General features: G+C 38.8%; 17 protein-coding genes. 12 read left to right on the forward strand and 5 right to left on the reverse strand.

Going from position 1 to position 23365, the window contains the following annotated elements:
• Positions 1-115 precede the first annotated feature (115 nt).
• From azu to EVU92_RS19755, 12 genes are all read left to right on the forward strand, one after another.
• Positions 116-553, forward strand: coding sequence for an azurin (gene azu, locus EVU92_RS19700; RefSeq protein ID WP_130052844.1), 438 nt, complete (start codon positions 116-118; stop codon positions 551-553).
• A gap of 385 nt (positions 554-938) precedes the next feature.
• Positions 939-3911, forward strand: a complete 2973-nt coding sequence (locus EVU92_RS19705; protein WP_130052845.1) for a TonB-dependent receptor — start codon at positions 939-941, stop codon at positions 3909-3911.
• A 243-nt stretch (positions 3912-4154) separates the two neighbouring features.
• Positions 4155-5681: a tryptophan halogenase family protein gene (locus EVU92_RS19710; RefSeq protein WP_130052846.1), complete on the forward strand. Its 1527-nt coding sequence runs from the start codon at positions 4155-4157 to the stop codon at positions 5679-5681.
• Positions 5682-5690: 9 nt separating this feature from the next.
• Positions 5691-7178 (forward strand): tryptophan halogenase family protein, encoded by a 1488-nt coding sequence (locus tag EVU92_RS19715; RefSeq protein ID WP_130052847.1) that lies wholly within the window; start codon positions 5691-5693, stop codon positions 7176-7178.
• A gap of 499 nt (positions 7179-7677) precedes the next feature.
• Positions 7678-9006, forward strand: coding sequence for a GH1 family beta-glucosidase (locus EVU92_RS19720; protein ID WP_130052848.1), 1329 nt, complete (start codon positions 7678-7680; stop codon positions 9004-9006).
• Between the two features lie 13 nt (positions 9007-9019).
• On the forward strand, positions 9020-10552 hold the full coding sequence (locus tag EVU92_RS19725; RefSeq protein WP_130052849.1) for an MFS transporter: 1533 nt from the start codon (positions 9020-9022) through the stop codon (positions 10550-10552).
• A 34-nt stretch (positions 10553-10586) separates the two neighbouring features.
• Positions 10587-11588 carry a LacI family DNA-binding transcriptional regulator gene (locus EVU92_RS19730; RefSeq protein ID WP_130052850.1) on the forward strand — a complete coding sequence of 334 codons (1002 nt, stop codon included), beginning with the start codon at positions 10587-10589 and terminating at the stop codon, positions 11586-11588.
• Between the two features lie 73 nt (positions 11589-11661).
• A complete protein-coding gene (locus EVU92_RS19735; RefSeq protein WP_130052851.1) occupies positions 11662-12003 on the forward strand; it encodes a MerR family transcriptional regulator in 342 nt (113 codons plus the stop codon).
• 133 nt (positions 12004-12136) lie between these two features.
• Positions 12137-12829 carry a DUF4336 domain-containing protein gene (locus EVU92_RS19740; protein WP_130052852.1) on the forward strand — a complete coding sequence of 231 codons (693 nt, stop codon included), beginning with the start codon at positions 12137-12139 and terminating at the stop codon, positions 12827-12829.
• Positions 12830-12971: 142 nt separating this feature from the next.
• A complete protein-coding gene (locus EVU92_RS19745) occupies positions 12972-13544 on the forward strand; it encodes an NAD(P)H-dependent oxidoreductase (RefSeq protein WP_130052853.1) in 573 nt (190 codons plus the stop codon).
• Between the two features lie 104 nt (positions 13545-13648).
• Positions 13649-14422 carry a class I SAM-dependent methyltransferase gene (locus tag EVU92_RS19750; protein ID WP_130052854.1) on the forward strand — a complete coding sequence of 258 codons (774 nt, stop codon included), beginning with the start codon at positions 13649-13651 and terminating at the stop codon, positions 14420-14422.
• 44 nt (positions 14423-14466) lie between these two features.
• On the forward strand, positions 14467-15126 hold the full coding sequence (locus tag EVU92_RS19755; RefSeq protein WP_130052855.1) for a LysE family transporter: 660 nt from the start codon (positions 14467-14469) through the stop codon (positions 15124-15126).
• A 59-nt stretch (positions 15127-15185) separates the two neighbouring features.
• Here EVU92_RS19755 and EVU92_RS19760 read toward each other — a convergent pair whose 3' ends face one another.
• The 5 genes from EVU92_RS19760 to EVU92_RS19780 form a co-directional block, all read right to left on the reverse strand.
• Positions 15186-15974, reverse strand: coding sequence for a LytTR family DNA-binding domain-containing protein (locus EVU92_RS19760; protein WP_130052856.1), 789 nt, complete (start codon positions 15972-15974; stop codon positions 15186-15188).
• Positions 15971-17026 (reverse strand): histidine kinase, encoded by a 1056-nt coding sequence (locus tag EVU92_RS19765; protein ID WP_240701340.1) that lies wholly within the window; start codon positions 17024-17026, stop codon positions 15971-15973. The genes EVU92_RS19760 and EVU92_RS19765 overlap by 4 nt, the downstream gene beginning before the upstream one ends.
• Before the next feature lie 60 nt (positions 17027-17086).
• Positions 17087-19618: a glycoside hydrolase family 3 protein gene (locus EVU92_RS19770; protein WP_130052857.1), complete on the reverse strand. Its 2532-nt coding sequence runs from the start codon at positions 19616-19618 to the stop codon at positions 17087-17089.
• A gap of 37 nt (positions 19619-19655) precedes the next feature.
• On the reverse strand, positions 19656-20432 hold the full coding sequence (locus EVU92_RS19775; protein WP_130052858.1) for a family 16 glycosylhydrolase: 777 nt from the start codon (positions 20430-20432) through the stop codon (positions 19656-19658).
• 66 nt (positions 20433-20498) lie between these two features.
• Positions 20499-23189: a TonB-dependent receptor gene (locus EVU92_RS19780; RefSeq protein ID WP_130052859.1), complete on the reverse strand. Its 2691-nt coding sequence runs from the start codon at positions 23187-23189 to the stop codon at positions 20499-20501.
• Positions 23190-23365 lie beyond the last annotated feature (176 nt).

The following is a 23365-nucleotide window of genomic DNA, read 5'->3' on the forward strand; positions in this document are numbered from 1 at the left end:
ATAGCTTTAAATCATCTGTTTTATCAATTGATTAGATTTAATTTACTCGTTAGAGAGTTAAAGCGTTACTTGATAAGTTCAAACCTAAATAACTTAACATTTAACTGGAGGCTCAATGTCTATCCGCAGCACCTTATTAGGTCTTTTCTTTGCAAGCTTTATTTTTCCTGCTTTGGCTCAAGATAATTGCATTGTGAATATAGAAGCCACAAACGAAATGCACTTTTCTAAAAGTGAAATAAACGTATCTGCTAGTTGTACTTCCGTTACTATAAACCTAAAAAACTCTGGCAAGCTACCAGCAACTTTAATGGGACATAATTTGGTTATCTCAAAAAAAGAGGATTTAGTTGGATTAACAAATGATAGCTATGAAGCCGGCTTCGAGAATAACTATGTAAAGCCAAATGACTCTAGAGCAATCGCTGTTTCTAAAGTTATAGGGGGAGGTGAATCAACCTCGATATCTTTCAAAACGTCGCTTATAAATACAAAAGAAGAATATATCTTTTTCTGCGCAACCCCCGGGACATTCGGCAATAATGCAAGGTAGCTTTAGCATAACTAAGTAAAATACTGGCCGTTTACATATTTATCTCGGTCTCACTATCATTTTTTAGAGAATAGGCTGCTTATTAAAAATGACTAAGTTAATGGGAGTTGTATATGGCTCCCATTAAAATTATCAATATCCCCTACCACCCGTTAAATATAACAATCAATATCCGTTCGATTTTCACGCAACTTTTTTAACAATTTGTTGATATAGCTGTTGACGTAAACTGCAAATCACACTACTCTTTTCTGGAAGCGCTTTCATAAGGGCGGTTTTCAACCTCTTTATGGTAGCGCTTCCAGATTTGAAAAATAATCAATTTCGACAACAATATCATGCTCTAATAGCATGAATAACAACGATAAAGAACGAGGGAAACCTGATGCCAAGCCATAACTTTAAAAGAACAAAGTTAGCTTCCAGCTTATCTTTGCTTTTAGGTGCTAGCACCTGCTTATCAGCTTATGCTGAGCAGTCTGAACACAACGACGACATTGAAGTAATTCAAGTAACAGGGTTTAAAGGTAGTATCAAAGAATCAACACAACTAAAACGCTATTCTTCGGGTGTTGTTGATGCGATTTCATCAGAAGATATTGGTAAATTCCCTGATACTAACTTAGCAGAGTCTTTACAACGTATCACAGGTGTATCGATAGACCGCAGTAATGGTGAGGGCTCTAAAGTTACAGTACGTGGTTTTGGTCCAGATTATAATATGGTAACCCTAAACGGGCGTACCATGCCTGCCGCCTCACTTCCTGCTGGCGGGGGCTCACCAAACTCTCGTGCCTATGATTTTGCTAATCTGGCATCAGAAAGTGTTAAATCTGTTGAAGTATATAAAACAGGAAAAGCAAATATCGCATCAGGCGGTATTGGTGCCACAATCAATATCAATACTGCTCGTCCTTTAGACAATCCAGGTTTGATCACGAATATTGGTGTTAAGGCCATGCACGACACAACAAATCGTGTAGGTGATGATATTACACCCGAAATTTCAGGCATTTTTAGTTGGACAGACGAAGAAGCTAAGTTTGGGGTTTCGCTTACTGCAAGCGTTCAAAAAAGAGATAGTTCGGCTGCAGGAGCTTTTGTAAACGAGTGGCGAACAACAGCTTACGACGGCACGATCCCTCAATCTGCAGATGATATTGTTATCGAAAACGCACCTGCTATGGGACAGTATTATTCAATGCCCTCAGACCTTCGATATACAATTGCGGATCGTGAAAGAACACGTACAAATGCGCAATTAACGTTGCAATACAGCCCTGTTGAATCATTAACAGCAACTCTTGATTATACATACTCACAACAAGAGCTCTTTGAGTCGCGAGCTGAGCAATCTATCTGGATGGATAACTATAAAACGCATTTAATTTTTGATGATAATGCAGTTAAAACTCCAATTTACTATAAAGAAGAGCGCAGAGATTTATCCACACGAGATCTCGGTTTAGCTTTACAAGAGCTAAATCAGCTTAATAAAAATGACTCTATTGGTTTAAACCTTGAATACTTTGTTAATGATCGACTTAGTTTTGTATTTGATGCGCACAGCTCAAAGGCAACGAGTGAACCTGATGCGCCTTACGGCAGTTGGGTAAATGCAGGATTAGGTGCAAATGTTGTTGCCTCTCAAGAAGTTGACTTTAGCCGCAAATTACCATCAATGGTGATTGATTTTGATGATTGCAGCCGTGCTAATTTAAACTGTAATGGTGTATTAGACCAAGATGATGTAGGTACTTCTATTCTTGACTCTAACTTCGCACGCCAAGAATCAACCGTTGATGAATTTCGTTTGCTCGGTAAATATGAAATCGAATCAGGCGTAATTGATTTTGGTATTGAATCACGTTCAATGGAAAGTCATTCATTACAATCTCTTACACGTAATACGATGGGTAACTGGGGGATTGAAAACCCTGGAGAGTTACCAGACGGTTACCTTGATCCTACAAACTTCTTAAGTGAACTAGATGGCTACAATACCTCAGGTTCGTTTGATCAAGGATTCACAGGTAGCGCATCTGAAATTGGTTATTGGGCAGCAAGCCAGTACGGCTTTAATTTTGCCGCTGACGGCGCCTTTGCAACAAATCGTACAATAAAAGAAGATATCCAAGCCGCCTTCGTACAATATAAACATCAAGGTGAGATTGGCGATATGCCATTTAACCTCTTAGTTGGTGCTCGATACGAAACGACTGATATCACATCAACAGCAAATATTGATTTACCAAATGCGGTTGCATGGGAAGGTAACAACGACTTTAATGTGCGATATGGTACTGATAAGCAAGATTATTCTCTAAGCTCTGATTATGACCACTTCTTACCTAGCGTAGATTTTGATATTAACGTAGTTGAAGATGTGAAAATTCGAGCCTCATATAGCACAACAATCGCACGACCTACTTATGATAATTTAAGCTCTGCTGCGACAGTGGGAGTGCCTACTGGACCTAGTTTAATTCCAGGTACAACCAATGCACCTGCGTCGACTGGTAACCCAGGCTTAGTGCCGCTTGAATCAGATAATATCGATGTTTCAGCCGAGTGGTATTACAGCGATGTTAGCTATGTTTCTGTCGGTTATTACAATAAAAAAGTTGATAACTTCATAGGCTTAACACCTATGACTCAAAATTACTATGGCTTACGAGATGTATCTGCAGGCCCTCGCGCACAAGCAGCAAAAGCTGAACTTGAGGCAAGAGGTCTAGCTGTCACTGATTCAAACCTATTCCAAATGGTTGCTGCAATGGAAAATGGGGTCGCTTTTGATTCAATGTCTTATGAAGAGTTTGAAGCCGCATACGATATTTTACCTAATAGCGATGACCCGTTAATGGACTTTACAGCTCAAGTCCCTACCAATAACAAAGACGCCAAGATAGATGGTTATGAACTTGCAATACAGCATTTCTTTGGTGATTCAGGTTTTGGTTTTCAGGCAAACTATACGATTGTAAATGGTGATGTTGACTTCAATGTCGCAGCAGACCCAACAACAACGCAATTTGCATTAGTTGGTTTGAGTGATACTGCGAATTTCATTGCAATGTATGAGAATGATAAATTTCAAGCTCGTATAGCCTATAACTGGCGTGATAAATTCTTAAATAATGCTGCACGTTATGTAAATGAGCCCGCATTTACTGAAGAATATTATCAAATCGATTTTAATGTGGCTTATAACTACAGTGAACAACTGTCTTTCTTCTTAGAGGGAATTAACATTACTGAGCAAGACAACCGTCAACATGGTCGATATAAAGCACAGTTATGGAATTTAGACAAAAATGGGGCTCGCTACAATTTAGGTGTACGTTATAACTTCTAACCTATTACTGTAGAAAATGTATATTACGTTTTGTATATACAGCCAAATGCCTATTCGCATATTTGAGTGAACAACTGGGGCTAGAAACTATTTCGTAAGAAGGCAAAAGTACTGTTAAATTAGTTTAAATGAGTCTCTTTTGTAGACTAATTACGATAAGTTTACTTCCTAAAAGATGAACAATTATTGCGAATAGGTATAAAGCCGCTTAATTGAAGCGGCTTTAACATTTAAAGTAAGCATATGAGCAAAAAAATTAATAATATTGTGATCATTGGCGGTGGAGCTGCCGGTTGGCTTACAGCTGGGTTACTATCCAAAGAACACCCAGATAAAAGTATCACCTTAATTGAATCTGCTGATATCGGTATTTCCGGTGTCGGTGAAGGGACGTGGCCATCGATGCGACATACATTGCAACGAATTGGCATAAAAGAAACTGACTTTTTACAGCAATGTGATGCCTCTTTTAAGCAAGGTTCAAAATTCATAAACTGGCGGGGAAAAGAACAGGCAGATAACTATTATCACCCTTTCATGGTTCCTGAAGGCTATAATGAGTATGATGTTCATGCAGCATGGCAGCAGTTGTTTTCTGAACAAAAATACGCCGATGCAATGAACGTGCAAAGCTTTGTTTGTCAAGCTACCCTTGCGCCTAAACAACTGAATACACCTGAATATGCGGGTGTTACAAATTACGGTTATCACCTAGATGCCCATAAATTCGCACAATTTCTCACAAAACATTGTGTAAATACACTCAATGTAAAACGCATTCTCGATAATGTCCTCCACGCCAATAATAATGCTCAAGGCTACATTGAAAGTGTCACTACACAGAATAATGGTGTGATTAACGGTGATTTGTTTATTGATTGCTCTGGTAGTCAAGGACTGTTAATAGCCAAGCACTACCAGATCCCATTTTTAGATCAAAGTCACATTCTTTTTAATAATACTGCTGTGGCAGCGCACTTGCCTTACGAAAGCCCTTCTCAAGATATTGCATCAGCGACTTTATCCACCGCACAATCCGCTGGCTGGATTTGGGATATAGGATTACCTACTAGACGCGGTATTGGCTATACATTTAGTGATAAATATTGTGACGTTGAAACTGCTGTTGAAACACTAAAAAGTTATGCTGCACAATCTGTTGGCATTCAACAAGCTAACAATATTGAAACAAGAACATTACGCTTTACGCCTGGTTACAGAGAAGTATTCTGGCATAAAAACTGTGTTGCAATAGGAATGTCGCAAGGATTTATAGAGCCACTAGAAGCTTCGGCGTTAGCAATGGTTGAATTAAGTATTAGCATGCTAAGTGAACAAATGCCTGTAGACCAAGTACACATGCAGTTGTTGAGAAAACGTTTTAATAAACGTTTTAGGTACCGCTGGAAGCAAGTCATCAATTTTCTAAAGCTACATTATGTATTGAGTAGTCGCGATGATAGTAGCTATTGGTCCGATAACCACCACCATAAAAGTATCCCAAGTGAATTACAGAGCTTGCTAAAACTATGGCAATATCAAGCTCCCAGCCGATTTGACTTTATAGAAAATGAAGAAATTTTTTCTTCTGCGAGTTATCAATACGTGCTTTATGGCATGGGCTTCAAAACCAAGCAAACAAAAAAGCTTGATAACCATACATATCAGATGGCACAAAAACTCTACCAACTCAATCGCAAGAAGATTGCGCAATACTTACAAAAACTACCCACTAATCGACTGTTATTAGAACAATTACAAAGGGAGTAAGGTGGCAAAATGAGACAACAACAAATTAAACAAGTAGTCATAGCTGGCGGTGGTACCGCAGGCTGGATGACAGCTGCCGCGTTAGCTAAATTACTAAATAAAGATATTAAAATCTGCTTAATTGAATCAGATGATATCGGCACTGTCGGTGTTGGAGAGGCAACAATTCCACCTATTCGTACCTTTCATAAATTGCTAGGTATCGATGAACAAGAATTTATGAGGGCCACACAAGCCACATTCAAACTGGGAATTAGCTTTGAGAATTGGCATCAGCCAAACAGTGATTACATTCACTCTTTCGGTATGACAGGTAAAGAATGTTGGGCTGGAGAGTTCCACCATTTTTGGTTGCATTGGCAAAAAATGGGCAATACCGATGATTTCGCAGATTACTGCTATGAACTACAGGCAGCTAAGCAAGGTAAATTTGGGATTAGCCCTCAAAACCCAATTAATTACGCATTTCATATGGATGCCAGTCGTTATGCTACATTTTTAAGAGCATTTTCAGAAAACCTCGGTGTCAAACGTATAGAAGGTAAAATTGAACGGGTAAATAAACATTCTGATAATGGCTTTATTAAAAGCTTATCGCTGGATAATAACACTGAAATAGCGGGTGATTTTTTTATTGATTGCACTGGTTTCAAAGGCATACTTATCGAGCAAGCCTTACATACAGGGTTTGAAGATTGGTCTCATTTATTACCTTGCGACAGTGCCGTTGCGGTACAAACAAAAGGAACATCAGACCCTCTCCCTTACACGCGTTCTATTGCGCATCAATCAGGATGGCAATGGCAAATTCCTTTGCAAAACAGAGTTGGCAATGGCTTAGTTTATTGCAGCCGCTATTTAAATGACCATGATGCAACTAAATTACTATTAGATAACCTTATTGGAGACACCCTAACCGAACCAAAAATCATTAAATTTAAAACTGGTCGTAGGCGTAAAGGGTGGAACAAAAACTGTTTAGCGCTAGGTCTTGCCAGTGGCTTTTTAGAACCTCTTGAATCAACAAGTATCCACTTGATTATGACCGGTATCATTCGGTTTATGCGCCTGTATCCTTTTGCTGGTGTAACACAACAAGCTATCGATGAATATAATAAGCAATTGAAGTCAGAGCTCGAAAGTATTCGTGACTTTATTGTTTTGCATTATAAAGTTACGGATAGGCAAGACAGTGAATTTTGGCGTCATTGCCAAGCTATGGAAATTCCTGAGTCACTTGCTCATAAAATCGCATTATTTAAAGAAACTGGCCGAGTATTTTTAGATGATGGCGATATTTTCCGTGTCGACTCTTGGGTTCAAGTCATGCTTGGGCAAGGTGTTAAACCAAAACAATATCATTATGTTGCTTCTTTAATGAATGACCAAGAGTTAAGTCGCTTTATGCAAGGCATTAAACAACAAATTGCCCATCGGTTAGCGCAATTGCCAACTCATAAAGAGTTTATTAACAAGTACTGTCGAATAGATGACTGAGCCCACAGTAAAGCCGATACGATTATTGTTAAAATATGCATAATAAAATTTACTGTAAAGCCGCTTTTAAGCGCTCGCTTTACAGTAATTACAAACTGAGTTAGGCCTCTCTTAATGAGGATTTTAGGCGTCAAGGGTTAGTGATAACTAAAAACACTTAGCGTAAAAATGCTAAAAAGTAAAAACCATGACTCAACGGAGAAAATAATCTAACCACTCAACTTTCAGCTCTTAAATTGTCACTATAACTAAAAAAAAGCCTAACACTAACTCATTAATTATTAAATATTAAAATGACTTACCTAGGTTGTTTTCAGGCTAAACAAAATAAACGGTTGACCGTTTGGACAATAGCCTCTAACCTAAATATGGAAGCGCTACCATAAACAACGCAACAACTTTCAAATCATGCAATACGCATAAAGATGGAAGCGCTACCATAACAACTTAAATTTAGCTGCAAGATTTACTTGCATTTGTTTATCAAAGGTTTCTTTACATGACTCAGCTCACGTTACCAAAAAACTCAACAATGCTTAGCAAAAACTTTATCTATGGCGTTGCAACGGCTTCGTTTCAAATCGAAGGAGCAGCTGATAAGCGCCTCCCTTGTATTTGGGATACTTTCTGTGCGACCCCAGGAAAAATAGCTGATAACTCAAACGGTAATTTCGCCTGTGAGCATGTAAAAAAATGGAAAGACGATATTGAGCTAATCGACTCTTTAGGTGTAGATGCCTATCGCCTATCAATTTCTTGGCCAAGAGTCATAAAGTTAGACGGTACCTTAAATCAAGAAGGTATTAACTTTTACATTAATATTTTAGACGAGTTAATGCGTCGAAATATTAAAGCATTCGTCACTTTATACCACTGGGATTTACCACAGCATTTAGAGGATAAGGGCGGCTGGTTAAATCGTGAAACAGCGTATGAGTTTGCTCGTTATGTTGATCTAGTTAGTAAAGAGCTATCTGGAAAAGTATATTCATATGCAACGTTGAATGAACCTTTCTGCAGCTCGTATTTGGGCTATGAAATAGGCGTTCACGCTCCGGGCATCAAAGGCCGTGAATTTGGCCGAAAAGCCGCTCATCATTTATTACTTGCCCATGGTTTAGCAATGAAGGTGCTAACTAAAAATAGCCCAGAGTCGTTAAACGGTATCGTGCTTAACTTTACTCCATGTTATTCCGTATCATCAAGCGAAGCAGACATTGCAGCAACAGCTTTTGCTGATGACTATATAAACCAATGGTATATGAAACCTATAATGCAAGGAGCTTACCCTGACATCATAGAGCAGTTGCCACCCGCTCACAGACCTGACATTCTAGATGGCGACATGGAGATTATTTGCCAACCTTTAGATTTCTTAGGCGTAAATTTTTATACCAGACTGCGTTATGAAGCAAGTGATACAGATTATTACCATGAACTGCCTCACCAAGCGCCGATGACCGATATTGGTTGGGAAATTTACCCATCTGCATTGACCGAATTATTAGACTCCTTGCATCAAAAATATGATTTGCCGCCAATTTATATTACAGAGAATGGAGCTGCTATGGCGGACAAAATGGAGAATGGAGAGGTGAACGATCAAGATCGTATCGACTATTATAATGCCCATTTAAATGCAGTGAATGATGCCATATTACAAGGTGTTGATGTAGCTGGCTACTTTGCATGGAGCTTAATGGATAATTTCGAGTGGGCAGAAGGTTATTCAAAACGCTTCGGAATTGTTCATGTTGATTACGATACACAAGTACGAACAGTAAAGCTAAGTGGTAAAGCATATAGTCAGTTAATCACGCGCCGATAATAAGACAACAATAATGATAAAACACACTCTTCCCATCTACGAAAAAATAGGCTACGCGATGGGCGATGCCGGCGCTAATTTAGTTTGGCGTGGTGCTTTGGCTTATTTAGCCGTTTTTTATACAGACACATTTGGTATTTCTGCCGCCGCTGCTGCGTTACTTTTTTTAGTTGTGCGCTTATCAGATGGCGTGACAGATATAATAATGGGGATGATTGCAGATAGAACGCAAACACGTTTCGGTAAATTTCGTCCTTGGATATTGTGGTCAACTCCTTTTCTAGCCTTGTTTATGGTGTTGTGCTTCACAACACCTGACATAAGCCCAGCAGCTAAGCTATTTTATGCTTATTTCACTTATATAGGGCTCACTCTAGCTTATACGGTAAGTAACGTACCCTACTCTGCTTTAATGGGGGTTATGACTGGTGATGATCTAGAGCGAACTAAACTGTCTGGCTTTCGCTTTGCCGGAGCATTTGCAGGTGGCTTATTAGTTATGGGCTTTTTACCTGATTTAGTTGCATACTTTGGGGAAGGAAATAGCGCACAAGGTTACCAATACACTATGTATGTATTTGCAGCCTTACTCACTGTACTCATGTTAATCACGTTTGTAAGTACAAAGGAGCGCGTTCAACCTGCAACAAAAACGCAAGTTTCACTAAAAACTGAGCTAACTGATTTAAGTAAAAGCTTACCTTTTATCATTCTTCCTTTATTGGCGATCACATTATTTTTCTATTATCGCGAGCTCTACTCCGGTTTGTTTTTTGCGGCAACAATGATTTTTATGACTGTCGTAATTCGTCGCTTACTTGCAAGCGATCATAGTAAGCTAAGTGGCACTCAACGAGATATGGTTGATTTACTTACAAATAAACCATGGCTGATCTTATTAGGTATGGGCTTTTTAACAATGATGTTTAATGGCATTAAATATGGTGTCATTGCTTATTATTTTAAATATTACGTAGGTAATGAGCTTTTAACTGGCCAATACTTTATAGCTTTATTAATCGTCTCAATTTTCGGCGCGTTAAGTACAGGAAAATTAGCTGAGATTCTGGGTAAACGTACTTTGTTTATCGCTTCATTATTACTAAGTGCCTTCTTTACCATTTGTTTCTTTTGGCTGCCAAATGATAACCTCAGCCTGATCTTTGTTATGGGTTGTCTGTCTGAATTCTTCGCAGCCATGATGCCTACCCTGTTTTTTACAATGCTTGGGGATAGTGCAGACTATTCTGAGTGGAAAAATAAGCGCCGTGCCACTGGCCTCATATACTCAGCAGGAACTTTCGTGCAAAAAACGGGGGGTGGATTTGCCGGAGCCTTAGTGCTTGTTGTACTTGCAAGTTATGGCTATGACGGAATGGACGAAACCACCATTGCACACTCACTCGATGGCATGATACTACTAATGAGTTGGCTACCAGCAGCGTTTGCTCTAATAGCCGCAGCACTGATGGCCTTTTATCCATTAACATCTGAAATGACAGAAAAAATAACAGAAGACTTGGCAATTAGGCGTGCAAGTCTGTAAATTAAACAGTTAAGGTTTATATCAAACAGTAATTATGGCAACTATTTATCAGGTATCAGAGCTCGCTGGCGTTTCTTTATCAACCGTATCTCGGGTGTTAAATGAAAATGACTACGTCAGCAAAAAAACCAAACAAAAAGTCCTCGATGCGATGGAGCAGCTTGGTTACAAACCAAATTCAATAGCTCGCTCTCTCGCTTCAAATTGCACTAATAGTGTGGGTATTTTAGTGTCTGAATTAGATGGCGCGTTTTTTGGTGAGATGATGTCTGCTATCGAAGCTCAATTAAGAGCTGCCGGAAAACATGTCATTATTACGCCGGGACACAGTGAAGAAGACAAAGAAAAGAATGGCTTAGAATTTTTAATTTCACGTAATTGCGATGCAATCATTGCTCATGTTGAAGCTGTTAGTGATGAGTATCTAGTAAAATTAAACAAAGGTAAAACCCCTATTTATTTGATCAGCCGCTATGTAGATAAAATGAAAGAAAACTGCATTAGTCTGGATAACGTGATGGGCGGATATTTAGCAACTAAGCACTTACTTGCTCAAGGCCATAAAGATATAACATACATTGCGGGCCCGTTATTTAAACCCGATGCATTTGATCGACTAGAAGGTCACAAAAAAGCACTTAAAGAATACGGTATTACTTTTAATGAGCAAACTCTATTTGTCGGTGACTTTAAAGAAACCGGTGGGTATAACGGCTTAAAGCATTTCTTTAACAACAACATAAAATTTACTGCTGTTGTTTGTGCAAATGATGAAATGGCATCTGGTGTAATGAAATATGCTCGAGAGCATCAGCTTGATCTACCAAAAGACTTAGCTATCGTCGGATTCGATAATGTTCATTTTACAAATTACTTGTACCCAACTTTGACAACCATTGATAACCCGGTAGAGAAAATGGGGATCATGGCCGCCAACTTGGTGTTAAAACAAGTATATAAACAAAGTCTCTCGAATATAGAGCATATTTTCACACCTGAATTACTGATACGCGACTCAACAACACATTTAACTTGAGAGCTTGAAAAAGGCGAAACTAACCGCTTATTTAAATATAACGAATAATATCGATGTATAGATGGAGTAACAGGTGTTTATCGGTGAAGTAGCAAGAAAAACGAATTTATCTGTTAAAGCTATTCGGTTTTACGAAGAAAAAGAGCTTATTGTCCCCCCAAAACGCCAAGGAAAATACCGTGTTTACACCAATGAGCACATTGAAGTATTGAGGTTAATCGCAGAAGCAAAACTGTTGGGGGTTACACTAGCTGAGCTAAAAGGGTTTATAAAATATGAAAACGGGGAAGCAAACTGGGCTGAGATAAGCGAGTTTTTAGTACACTTAAAGGCCCGTTTGCAAGCTCAAATTGAGCAAACAGAACAGAAAATAGCCAAAATCGATTCATGTGTTGGGATTATTAACGCTAAATAATTAGTTGACTCTCCCCTTTAGTGGAGGGTTTATAGTATCTCATGTAGACCTAGAACAAGCAGTACAATCTAAATTAACATTTTCAATAAACTAATCTTTTTTTTGATAACTTAAATTCTAATTAAGGAATAATATGGAAAAGTTAGCAAACGACATTTGGATTTTTGATGGTGAAGCAGTAAAATTCTTCTTTTTACCTTTTACAACTCGAATGACAGTCATTAAACTCGCAAATGGCGATCTGTGGGTTCATAGTCCTATCTATCTAAGTGATGCGTTAAAAACCCAAATAGATCAGTTAGGCTCGGTCAAATACCTTATTGCACCAAATCATTTACATCACCTGTTTTTACCCCAATGGATAACAAAATATCCAGATGCGCAAATCTATGGCACTGATGAAGTCATCAAAAAGCGTAGCGATATCTCATTTGATGCGTCCCTAAATGACGATTTAGCGTGGCAGTGGCAAAATGAAATTAACCAAGTCTTAGTTACAGGCTCCCCTCTTATGGAAGAGTGTGTGTTTTTCCATAAAAGCTCTAAAACACTCATTGTTACTGATTTGGTAGAAAACTTTTCGGGTGATAATTTTAACCCTTTGCAAAAATGGATAGCCAAGGGCGTTGGGATCATCGCCCCTGATGGAAAAACACCTATCGATTGGCGTCTAAGTTTTATGTTTAACAAAGCCAAGACCAGAAAACATTTTGAACAGATGCTAGCCTGGCAGCCTGAAATTTTGGTTATGGCCCATGGCGAGCTAATTGAGAAAAACGCTGTGGATTTTTTGCATAAATCCTTCCGCTGGCTTACTAAGAGTTAAAAGAAAAAACCAGCTTCGTTACATATAACATTCTATATATTTAATGTACCGTATTTATTTGTTTTTCAAAAAATGATTGACTCTCCCGTTAAGGGGAGGCTTTAGACTTGCAATTATTTCCTAATACATAGAGGTAGTAATTGTGAAAAATATACTCATTTTAAACGGAAACCCTAAAGCCCATAGCTTTGCTGATTCATTAACGAGTGCGTATGAGTTTACAGCTAAAAAAGCGGCGAATATCCGCATATTTAAACTCTCTGAAATGGACTTTAACCCTAACCTGATGTTCGGCTATGACCAAGTGCAACCTTTCGAGCCATGCCTAGACACCTTTACTGATGCACTTAAATGGGCCGATCATCTAGTACTTATTGCGCCAATTTGGTGGGGAAGTGTACCAGCTAAACTAAAAGGCCTTTTCGACCGCGTATTTTTACCCGGTGTGACCTTTAAATTCGAACAAAACAGCTTATTGCCGACGCCACTGCTAACTGACAAAACTGCGAGAGTGATCTTAACCATGGATACACCCCAAGAGCTCGCTCAGGAACTAGCAAAGCCCGTAGTAGAACAGTTATGCCGCTACACTCTCGAATATTGTGGTTTTGAAAAGCCGAAAGTTAACTTTTTTGGCTCTGTCATTCTCTCAGATGATAATCAAAAATCGAACTGGAAAACAACAGTTGCTGAGCTAGGTTCTCTATGTGACTAAAGGCTTATGTTTGTTGTGTAAAATATAATATATTATTATTTCTATTAGGCATTGCTGCAATGATTGAGCAATGCCTAATTAGAAGTTAGCTGGATAGGACGCATATGGATTATATTAAAGTAAATAGAGATACATGGAATAAAAGAACTGATCTTCATACCCAGTCTAGTTTTTACAATATACCAATGTTTAAAAATGGGAGAAACTCACTCAATCCCATCGAGCTTGCCCTACTCCCAGATGTGAAAGATAAATCGCTATTGCACTTACAGTGTCATTTTGGTCAAGACACGCTCTCTTGGGCAAGGCTTGGCGCGTGTGTAACGGGTGTTGATTTGTCGCCTACTGCAATTGAGTATGCCAATGAGCTCAAACAAAACTTAAATTTAGAAGCCACTTTTATCGAAAGTAATGTTTACGATTTTGACGCTATCAACCAGCAACTTTTTGATATTGTATACACTTCTTATGGTGTTCTAAATTGGTTACCAGATTTAAATCGATGGGCTGAGGTAATTGCTAACTCTTTACAAGCTGGCGGCACTTTATGTCTGGTTGAATTTCACTCTTTTAATGAGTTATTAAATGGCTACTCTTATTTTCATGACTCTGAACCTACCATTGAAGAAGAAGGAACATACACCGAAAATTGTGATGGTACAAAGTCAAAAACAGTAACCTGGAGTCACTCAATTAGTGACATTATAAACTCACTCATTCAGGCTGGTTTGACGATAGAATCATTCGACGAATACCCATATAGCCCTTATGACTGCTTTGAAGGCTTAGAATATGTTCATGATAAAGGTTACCAATTACTTCACAAAGGACATCAAGTTCCTTTAGTGTTTTCAATTAAAGCAAGGAAGAACGCCTAATTTAGCCCGCTCTTCATTTTTCATATATAGACTTTGAGGAATTAATGGATATTAGCTTAATAAGTATTTTTATTTCAGTGGCAGCTGCACACTTTCTGGCATTACTGAGTCCAGGGCCTGATTTTGTACTCGTTGTTAAAAGTGCGCTGAAAGGTAACCAAAAAAACGCCATTGGCGTTGCGTTAGGTATTGCAACTGCTAATGCTGTGTATATTACCTTATGCTTAATTGGAGTTGGCGCCATATTATCCACCTCAATTGGTTTGATGGTAACGCTCAAAGTTATTGGAGGCTTATTTTTAATGTATATTGCCTATCATGCATTAAAAGCACCTAAAAATGCCTACGCTAACTTTTCTACAAGCACTAAGACTGCAAGTGAATTTTCATTATCATGCTTTTGCAAAGAGTTTGTAACTGGGTTTCTCTCAGGTATTTTAAACCCTAAAAATTTATTATTTTATTTAAGCTTGTTTACTGTTGCACTAACCCCCGAAGTCAGTATTAGCTTTAAAGTACTTTTAGGAGTATGGATGACATTAGTCGTCTTTTTTTGGGATGTAGCTATTATTTATATGTTGTCAAAAACGACTATCAGACAAAAATTCATTAGAGCCGCATTTTATATTGATAAAGTAACAGGTATCGTTCTCGGTGCGATTGGGGTTAACATTCTAAAATCAGTTTGGTCAAAACAGCCGTAAATACTACTGCATAGTAAGGTGCTGTTTATAACGAGGTATTGTAAACAGCACCGATTTATTTAAATCAGCTTTTTTAATTGCTTACTGTAGGTTCGACTTACTTTTAATGTTTTACCAGTAGTTAAGGTTGCCATGTACTCTGAGTTGCGCAATGGCTCAAGCTGTCTTACATAAGTTAAATTGACAATGGTAGACTTATGGATCCGCAAAAAGGCCTCAGGCAGCATATTATTCTCAAGTTCTTTTAATCTAGCTCTCATAACATGGGTTTCGGTTGCAGTATGCACACACATATAATCACCAGCTGCATCAATCCAAAGAATATCGGTGAATGAAATTATTTGAATCGGGTTTTTAGCATCCCGGATAACCAAGTGATCACTATCAAAATTATAGTCTGACTGATTGGCTGAGTGTTTGTTTTGCTCAGCCTTGTTACTCACTTCTTGTTGTAGCGCTATCAACTCACTTTTTTGGAATAACTTTACGTTACTTACAACTCTTTCTATAGCTTCTGCAAGCCTGTCTAGTTTGACTGGTTTTAATAAATAATCGATAGCTCTAACTTCAAAAGCTTGTACTGCATGTTGATGAAAAGCAGTGACAAAAATGACTGCTGGACATGCTTCGGGTTGAAAATACTTTATCAATTCAAAGCCAGACTTGGTGGGCATTTCGATATCTAAGAAGATTAAATCAATTTCGTTGTTATTTATAAGCTCAATAGCATCGTCAACACTGCATGCACTACCAACAATATTAATTTCAGGAAATTGTTCAAGTCGAATACGTAAACCTTCGACGGCGCTGTATTCATCATCAACCAGTATCGTGTTTAGTTTTATCATTTATTATGACCACTCATAGGTAATGTTATACATACCCAAGCACCACCTTCACTTAAGTTGCCCTTTTCTATACGGTGTGACTTTCCGTACATTAGCTTCAAACGTTGCTCACAATTTGCTAATCCTATCCCTCTTTTATTTGTGCTTTCATCACCAAATCCCTTGCCAGTATCAGACACTTTTATATTTAAATAACTCTTAGTTTTTTCTATGGCTATAGTAATGCACATTAGCTGGTTTGAACGCATGCCATGTTTTAATGCATTTTCTACAAGGGGTTGTATCAACATAGATGGGATCAGTAACTCGTTGCAGCCATCTGCAACAGAAATATCAACAACAAGCTTATTTGTGAAACGGCACTTTTCTATATCTAAATAATTGCTAAGAATGCCAATTTCTTCTTTAATTGTTACTTTTTCCAGCGGATCTGTATATAAGCTATGTCGCAATAGATCACACAGTTTCTCGAGCATTTTTACAGCTTCTAAACTTTCTTTCTTCAAAATCAATGTACAAATTGCATTGATACTATTGAACATAAAGTGGGGATTCAGCTGATAGCGCAGCATTTTTAATTGTGATTCTTTAGCTAAGTGTGTGGCTTCTGCTGCTTTTTGCGTTTGTTCTAAATTATCTAAATAAATTTTAATCCCATAATAAAACGCGGTCCAAGTTGAAAGCACTGTTAATGACGCCGACGTCCATGTTCCAAAATCAAACCATGTCATTGGCTGCCAAAAGTTTCCATAAAACCACTGCAGTGTTATCCACTTAATTTGTGTCCAAATTAACGTTGCAGTTATGACAATGAAAATATGAAGTGCAATCTTCAACTTTAGCTCTATAAAGTTGATGCAAGTAAATACTTTTCTAAGGGAGAGGGTAATTATAAACCCACAAATTGTATCAATAATCAAATGCGGGATATGGATAGTCCAAGGCTCATCACTTGGGACTTTAATCATCAATTCGGTTAGCATTGCGTAAACAACCCAACCACAAATCTGAAACAGCCAAAATAAATGGCCGCGAGGGTTACTAGTATTCAAATTATTCAATCCATAAGGTAAAGCTGATAGGCATTACTTGCCCATCAGCTTTACTAAGATTTAGTCAGAGCATGTGAGTAAATAAGCATCTGCATTTGGTTTACTAGACAGTGCTATATCAGCAACAGCTAAGCTGGCAGCCTTTGCTGAAACATTTAACACCTCTGCCACCTTTGTCGTATTATTTAACGCAGATGTACAATTTAACGGTATGGCTAACGTATGCCATTTCTTATCATTCATCAAGGCTTCTATTGATTCAAACGTAATGTTGCGCAAGCAATTTCCTTCATTACACATTACTTGCAATTGAGCCTGATTACTTGGCGCAGTGTTAATTCTCATTTTAAGTTCAAGAAAACCAGATTTACTCGCATCACTCAGTACTTCAGGCTGCTGATAGCTTAAGCTCAAGGTTGCTTTTTTTGCCCCAGCTCGCCAAATGAACTGTCTTGCATCTTCCTGATAAGACAAATTAACAGACTGCATTAACAAGCTGGTACCATCACCACTGGTTGCCGAAGAGCCTGTTGTTTCAATGGCTGCTGTTTTTGAATCTTTCAGTTCCCACACTAAGTTCTCTGAAAGTCCTCTTACAAATAAAGGCTTAGCGTCATCATTTGCCACCTTTTTAGGTGTTGTATCTTCACTTAATAAAGGCACATTAACCGTGTCTTGATAAGTTAATCCATAATCATAAGCAAATAATGGATCATAAGTTTTGTCACCTAGGTTTAATGTATATTGCGTATCATACTTTGGCCATGAAAAGCTTAATTTACCTGAGAAATCAAACTGAGTGTTACCCTTCGCATCTGTCAATAACACATCTGCTACCCCCTCACCTTCTGAGCCCGGTAACCATGCAGCCACAAATGCATCAGATGCATTGAGCTCTTTATTTACCCAAAGCGGTCTACCGCTTAAAAATACGGTGACAACTGCAATACCATCAGCCTTTAATTTTTTCAGTAATGCAAGATCAGCTTTTGTTTTATATTGATATTCAAGAAACTCGATATCACCGAACCATTCTGCGTAAGGTTCTTCGCCTATAACAACAATCGCTACATCTGGCTTAACGGAGTAGTTTCCCGCTTCGTTTAGTTCAATTTGACCACCAGCACTTTCAACTTGCTCCTTTAAACCGGCATAAATTGACGTTGCATTTGGGAAATCGTCATTAGTATTGTCTGTGCCTTGCCATGAAACACTCCACCCACCCGCTTGCTTTGCAATACTATCGGCACCATCGCCAGCAACTAATATCTTGCTTGTTGCTTTAATAGGGAGTATTTGGTCATTATTTTTTAATAACACTAATGACTTACGAACAGCTTCTCTAGCGAGCTCACGGTGCTCAGAAGCGCCTAACCATTCAGGATGCTGTGATTCAGAACGGCTTGATGGTTTACCTCTTGAGAAAGCTCCCCATCTTATTTTCGCTCTCAAAAAGCGTCGAACAGCATCATTAATTCTTTCTTCAGAGATAGTGCCATCTTTCACTTGCGCAACCGTGTTATGATAAAAGGCCTCAAAGTGCTCAGGGACCATGATAACATCGACACCGGCATTAATAGCAGCAGCACATTGCTCTAAATCACAGCCTTCAACAAATTTATGGGCATTCCAGTCGCTAACTACAAACCCATCAAAGCCCATTTGCTTCTTAAGTACATCAGTTAGTAAATATTTATCACCATGCACACGTTGGCCATTCCAGCTGTTAAAGGACGCCATAACTGACTGAACCCCTTCATTTATCGCTGAAAAATAGCCTGGACTATGAATGTCTCTTAACCCTTTTTCATCAATAATAGTATTGCCACGGTCTATACCTCGCTCGGTTCCACCATCACCAACAAAGTGCTTTGCTGTTGCAATACGATTTGTCGCTTTTAAGAAATTATTGTTGATGCTACCTTGAATACCAACAACCATTTCACCGGCATACTCTTTAACTAAATCTGGGTTCTCAGAATAACTCTCATACGTTCTGCCCCAACGATCATCTCTGACCACTGCGACAGTGGGAGCAAAACTCCATTCTATTCCAGTTGCAGAAACTTCTTTTGCTGTAGCTTGACCGATACGTTTAATTAGATCTTTATCTCTGGTTGCACCTAAACCAATGTTATGAGGAAATAACGTAGCTCCATAAACATTACTATGTCCATGCATTGCATCTGTGCCCCAAATCGTCGGGATTGCAGCCCCATCTAATGAAGCATCTACTGATGCCTGATACATCTCATCTGCATATTGGAGCCACTGCTTCATCGAGGCACGTTTATTACCATAAGGCGCGGTGTTACCTCCATTTAAGTACGATCCAAAGCCATACTTGCGCATTTGCTCGACACTTAAATAACCGATTTCAGGTTGAACCATTTGCGCTACTTTTTGCTCAATTGTCATCGTCTGAATGAGCTCGTCAACCTGCTTCTCAACAGCAGGGTCTTGCTTAAGTTTAGTGTTTACATCAGGCCATTTTACGTGACCTACCTCGACAGCAAGCGGACACTGAGTATAAACAAGTCCAATCAAGGCTAATGGGCTTAATACAAGCGGTGAAAATTTAAATCTAGACATTTAAAACCTATAAAACAACACGTTGAAAATTAAATGATTAATTAGGTATGTATTCAATAAAGTCATAATATACCCATGATGAAGTGCCATAGTATTGACCAGGAAAGTAATTGGCTTCTTGTGAGTTATCGCCATGCCAGTGATTGATCATAATCTTGGTGTTATCCACTGGCCAAGCGTAGGCTGGTATCTCATTATTTGCGAGCACACCATCACCATTATCTTTATAAACGATACGAATAGTTTGCTCTTGGCCATTGGCATCATAAAGATACCAACGAATAACACGACTGGACCAATCGAAACCTATCATCAGCAAGTTTTCACGATAATCGAGCCCATATTGACTTAGGTCGATGTCTTGCTCCCAGCTCTGATATACCCCACCTTGCGGCTGATAAATAATATTTGTGTGTACAACATTGCCAAGAGAAGGCAGCAGTTCAATATCAATTTCTTGCCATGCTCGACCTGGGCTATCCCACCATGATGTGTAAGTAAATATCGATGAAACTGTACCCGCAACATTTCCTGATTTTAAACGACCTTGTATTTTGCCATAGCTATAAAACTGATTACTTTGTAACTCTGAGCATGTGCCCTGCGATAATGACAGCGTTAAACCATGTTCACTGGGGCTTTGCATATTAGGTTGAAAAGTACAACCAAATGGCGTGCCATTATTGCCTTGTCGTGCAGTCCAAATACTGGTGTCGTAACCCCAAGAAAAGTTATCTTTAAAGTAGTTAGCACTTAGACAAGGGGATAAAAATGCGATACAGAAAATTGATATACGTAGCCAAAACTTTTTCATTTTTTTGCCTCATAATCTGTTTAGCTCTCATATTGCTGAGCAATATGAGAGCGCTTAGTAGTAGGGTTAAAATGAGAAACCGGCTCTAACACCATAATATCTCGGCATACCGAAACTACCTTTTGGTACACCTTTGCTTGTGTTGTTCCAATATTGAATAGTCTCATCAGATGCGTTATTGATGAACAGCTCTGCATACCATTTTTGACTTTGCGGCTCATATTTCAAAGAAGCGTTATAAACCGCGAATGCATCTCGGCTATCATCGATATACTGTGTCGCTTCGTCTGAAACAGCGAAATCCATATCATCTAAATGCTTATCAAGGTTCCACACCGTTGAATACGATTTATCTTTCCAGCTTGCGTTAAACCAGCCATGAATAAAGCCATATTCACCTAAATTGAACGTATGCGTATAACTAATATTCGCAGTGTATTTAGGTGTCATTGCTAGATTGTTACCCTTGAGGTTAGTGGTTAACAATGTGTTTTCAGGATCTTTTGATTCTTCATAAGAGATATCGAATAGATACTCAGAATCATAGTCCCACTTGGTATTCCAATCTTCCGTAATTTTAGCATCAGTCCAGGTTACGTAACCTGTGATACGACCATTTGGATATGGTTTCCAGTCAAATTCGAATTCAATACCTTTAATCGTCGATGCTGGAACATTCTGCGTGTAATATGCAATCACGGGTTGATTTTGATAATCAAGAAGAGGCTCGCCATCATCACCTAAAATCGGTGTTCCGTTGTCATCTTCCACAACTGATAAGCGTTCAACATTACCAATCGAACCTACCGATGCGTACTGCATATCGGTATAATCTGTATAGAAAAAAGCAGCTTTTAAGTTAAGTGAGTTATCAAAAAAGCTTGATTTAGCACCTAGCTCCCACGTTAATACTTCTTCTGGGTCAAACTTCGTTTCGAATCGTGTAACGTCACCGGTTCTATCGTTAACTACTTCGTATACATCACCAATACCGCCCGCTTTAAAGCCACTCGCTAAGTATGCATAAAGCATGGTTTCTGATGAAATGTCATAATCTAAGCCAACACGGAAGTCATGATGCTGCCAGCTTCCTTTGTTGTCATTTTCAAAGTAAGACGCATAGATAGATGGGTCTTCGTAATAGTCGACTGGAAGATTATTTAGTTCTGTTCTATTTAACCAACCTACAGCACACCCATCTGCATTTGAGCATCGATACGTTCTGCCGCCTTTGTCTTGCTTTGTTTCATCACTAAAACGATAGCCTAAAGTTGCATGTAACTTCTCAGTTAGTTTGTATGTTCCTTGACCAAAAATGGCAAATGCATCTGTTGAGCGATCCGGTTGGTCCCAAAACGCTTTATCATCCATTGGATTATCATAATAACCCACTGTTGTTGTTTTTTCGTGGAAGTAGTTTGCCCCCACAATCCATATAAAGTCACCGTACTCATCGGATTGAAGTTGTAATTCTGTTGAAAACGATTCAGCCCCAGTGCCGTCTAGGAAGTAAGTGGCACCATCCCAAGGGTCAAGTCCCACTTCACTGTCTTGTGAAGACTCTCTTTCCATGTCTTCATAACCCATCAACCACACAATATTGTATTCATCATTTAGGTTATAATTTAACGTGTTGCGAAGATATGTGATATCTAAATCTAATTGTCCTGGGACATTCACGACAGCCTGATATGTGTTATCACTTGGCAAAAAGTTTGAGCAATCACCTCCCATTTCAGCTGGGCGCCCTCTTAACTTATCACAGTTAACTAAATCAAGATTATTGCTGCTGTTGTTTACGTACTTTTGGAAAACCGTATGGTTTGAGAAATTACCATTTAATGGCTCCCAAAGTGTACTGATACGAAATGAATACTCATCGGCATTATTATAAAAATCACTTTTATCCGCTGGTGTTAATGCGCGAACTTTTTGTGCTTCAGGGTCTGTACCAGCACCATCAATCCACCAGTTTTCTCTTTGAGTGACAGTTTGACCCACGCCTTGATATGAGTCTTCAGATATTACTGGGGCATTTAATACATCATCAGAGAGCCTGCGAGTATCGTATTGGTTAGGATCGTAGTAGCCTTCTAAGTAGGAGTCACGCTTCAAACCTTTTGCAGCGAAACGAACTGCAAACTCCTCATTAATTGGAATATTAATCATGCCATCAATGTTTTTACTGTTGTACTTACCTGCTTCAACATTCACATTGCCAAAGAAGTTTTCAAATTGTGGCTTTGCAGATATGACATTGATACTACCCACCGTAGAGTTTCGGCCGAATAAGGTACCTTGCGGACCTCGCAATGCCTCAACACGGTCAATATCATACATAAGTGCAAGTGCACCTTGCATTCTAGGTGAATACACACCATCTAAGTGCACACCAACCGCTGGATCACCTAGCTCTGTTAGGTTGGTTGAGCGTACCCCGCGCATTGAAATAACGGGTGCTGATTGGTCTGTTGCTGTTGAAATATCAAGACTAGGAACAAGGTTCGCAATATCCTTAATATTATTAACACCATTTTTTTTAAGCTCAGCTTCTGTTAACGCCGTAATTGCTACCGGTGTTTCCATCAACTTCGTTTTGCGTTTTGTTGCCGTAACAGAAATGATTTCTAAGCCACTTTGCGGCTCTTTTGATACTTTATTGTCAATATCCTGCTGATTTTCGTTTTGTGCATGTACAGGTAATGAGCAAGCTAAAGCGACAGCAACTGCTAATGCCTTTTTATTTATTGTGTGCATATTTAACCTTTAGATGTGTGTTCAGATTTAAAAGAATTTACTTTTAATTAACAGTATCTGCAGGTTCATTTTTCATTACCAGCCAAATTCGGCAAGGCGAGTTTCAAATAATACAAAGCGAATTTAATGTTACTTTCAAGCGAGATTCTACGTACTTTTTTGGCGCGCAAAGCACA

Origin of the sequence: Pseudoalteromonas sp. MEBiC 03485 (assembly GCF_004195145.1) — a bacterium.
In the GTDB taxonomy this organism is placed as follows: Bacteria; Pseudomonadota; Gammaproteobacteria; order Enterobacterales; family Alteromonadaceae; genus Pseudoalteromonas; species Pseudoalteromonas apostichopi.

Excerpts from the sequence above, each read along its gene's own strand:
- azu (WP_130052844.1), top strand. The coding sequence starts at position 116 with ATGTCTATCCGCAGCACCTTATTAGGTCTTTTCTTTGCAAGCTTTATT.
- EVU92_RS19705 (WP_130052845.1), top strand. The coding sequence starts at position 939 with ATGCCAAGCCATAACTTTAAAAGAACAAAGTTAGCTTCCAGCTTATCT.
- EVU92_RS19710 (WP_130052846.1), top strand. The coding sequence starts at position 4,155 with ATGAGCAAAAAAATTAATAATATTGTGATCATTGGCGGTGGAGCTGCC.
- EVU92_RS19715 (WP_130052847.1), top strand. The coding sequence starts at position 5,691 with ATGAGACAACAACAAATTAAACAAGTAGTCATAGCTGGCGGTGGTACC.
- EVU92_RS19720 (WP_130052848.1), top strand. The coding sequence starts at position 7,678 with ATGACTCAGCTCACGTTACCAAAAAACTCAACAATGCTTAGCAAAAAC.
- EVU92_RS19725 (WP_130052849.1), top strand. The coding sequence starts at position 9,020 with ATGATAAAACACACTCTTCCCATCTACGAAAAAATAGGCTACGCGATG.
- EVU92_RS19730 (WP_130052850.1), top strand. The coding sequence starts at position 10,587 with ATGGCAACTATTTATCAGGTATCAGAGCTCGCTGGCGTTTCTTTATCA.
- EVU92_RS19740 (WP_130052852.1), top strand. The coding sequence starts at position 12,137 with ATGGAAAAGTTAGCAAACGACATTTGGATTTTTGATGGTGAAGCAGTA.
- EVU92_RS19750 (WP_130052854.1), top strand. The coding sequence starts at position 13,649 with ATGGATTATATTAAAGTAAATAGAGATACATGGAATAAAAGAACTGAT.
- EVU92_RS19755 (WP_130052855.1), top strand. The coding sequence starts at position 14,467 with ATGGATATTAGCTTAATAAGTATTTTTATTTCAGTGGCAGCTGCACAC.
- EVU92_RS19760 (WP_130052856.1), bottom strand. The coding sequence starts at position 15,974 with ATGATAAAACTAAACACGATACTGGTTGATGATGAATACAGCGCCGTC.
- EVU92_RS19770 (WP_130052857.1), bottom strand. The coding sequence starts at position 19,618 with ATGTCTAGATTTAAATTTTCACCGCTTGTATTAAGCCCATTAGCCTTG.
- EVU92_RS19775 (WP_130052858.1), bottom strand. The coding sequence starts at position 20,432 with ATGAAAAAGTTTTGGCTACGTATATCAATTTTCTGTATCGCATTTTTA.
- EVU92_RS19780 (WP_130052859.1), bottom strand. The coding sequence starts at position 23,189 with ATGCACACAATAAATAAAAAGGCATTAGCAGTTGCTGTCGCTTTAGCT.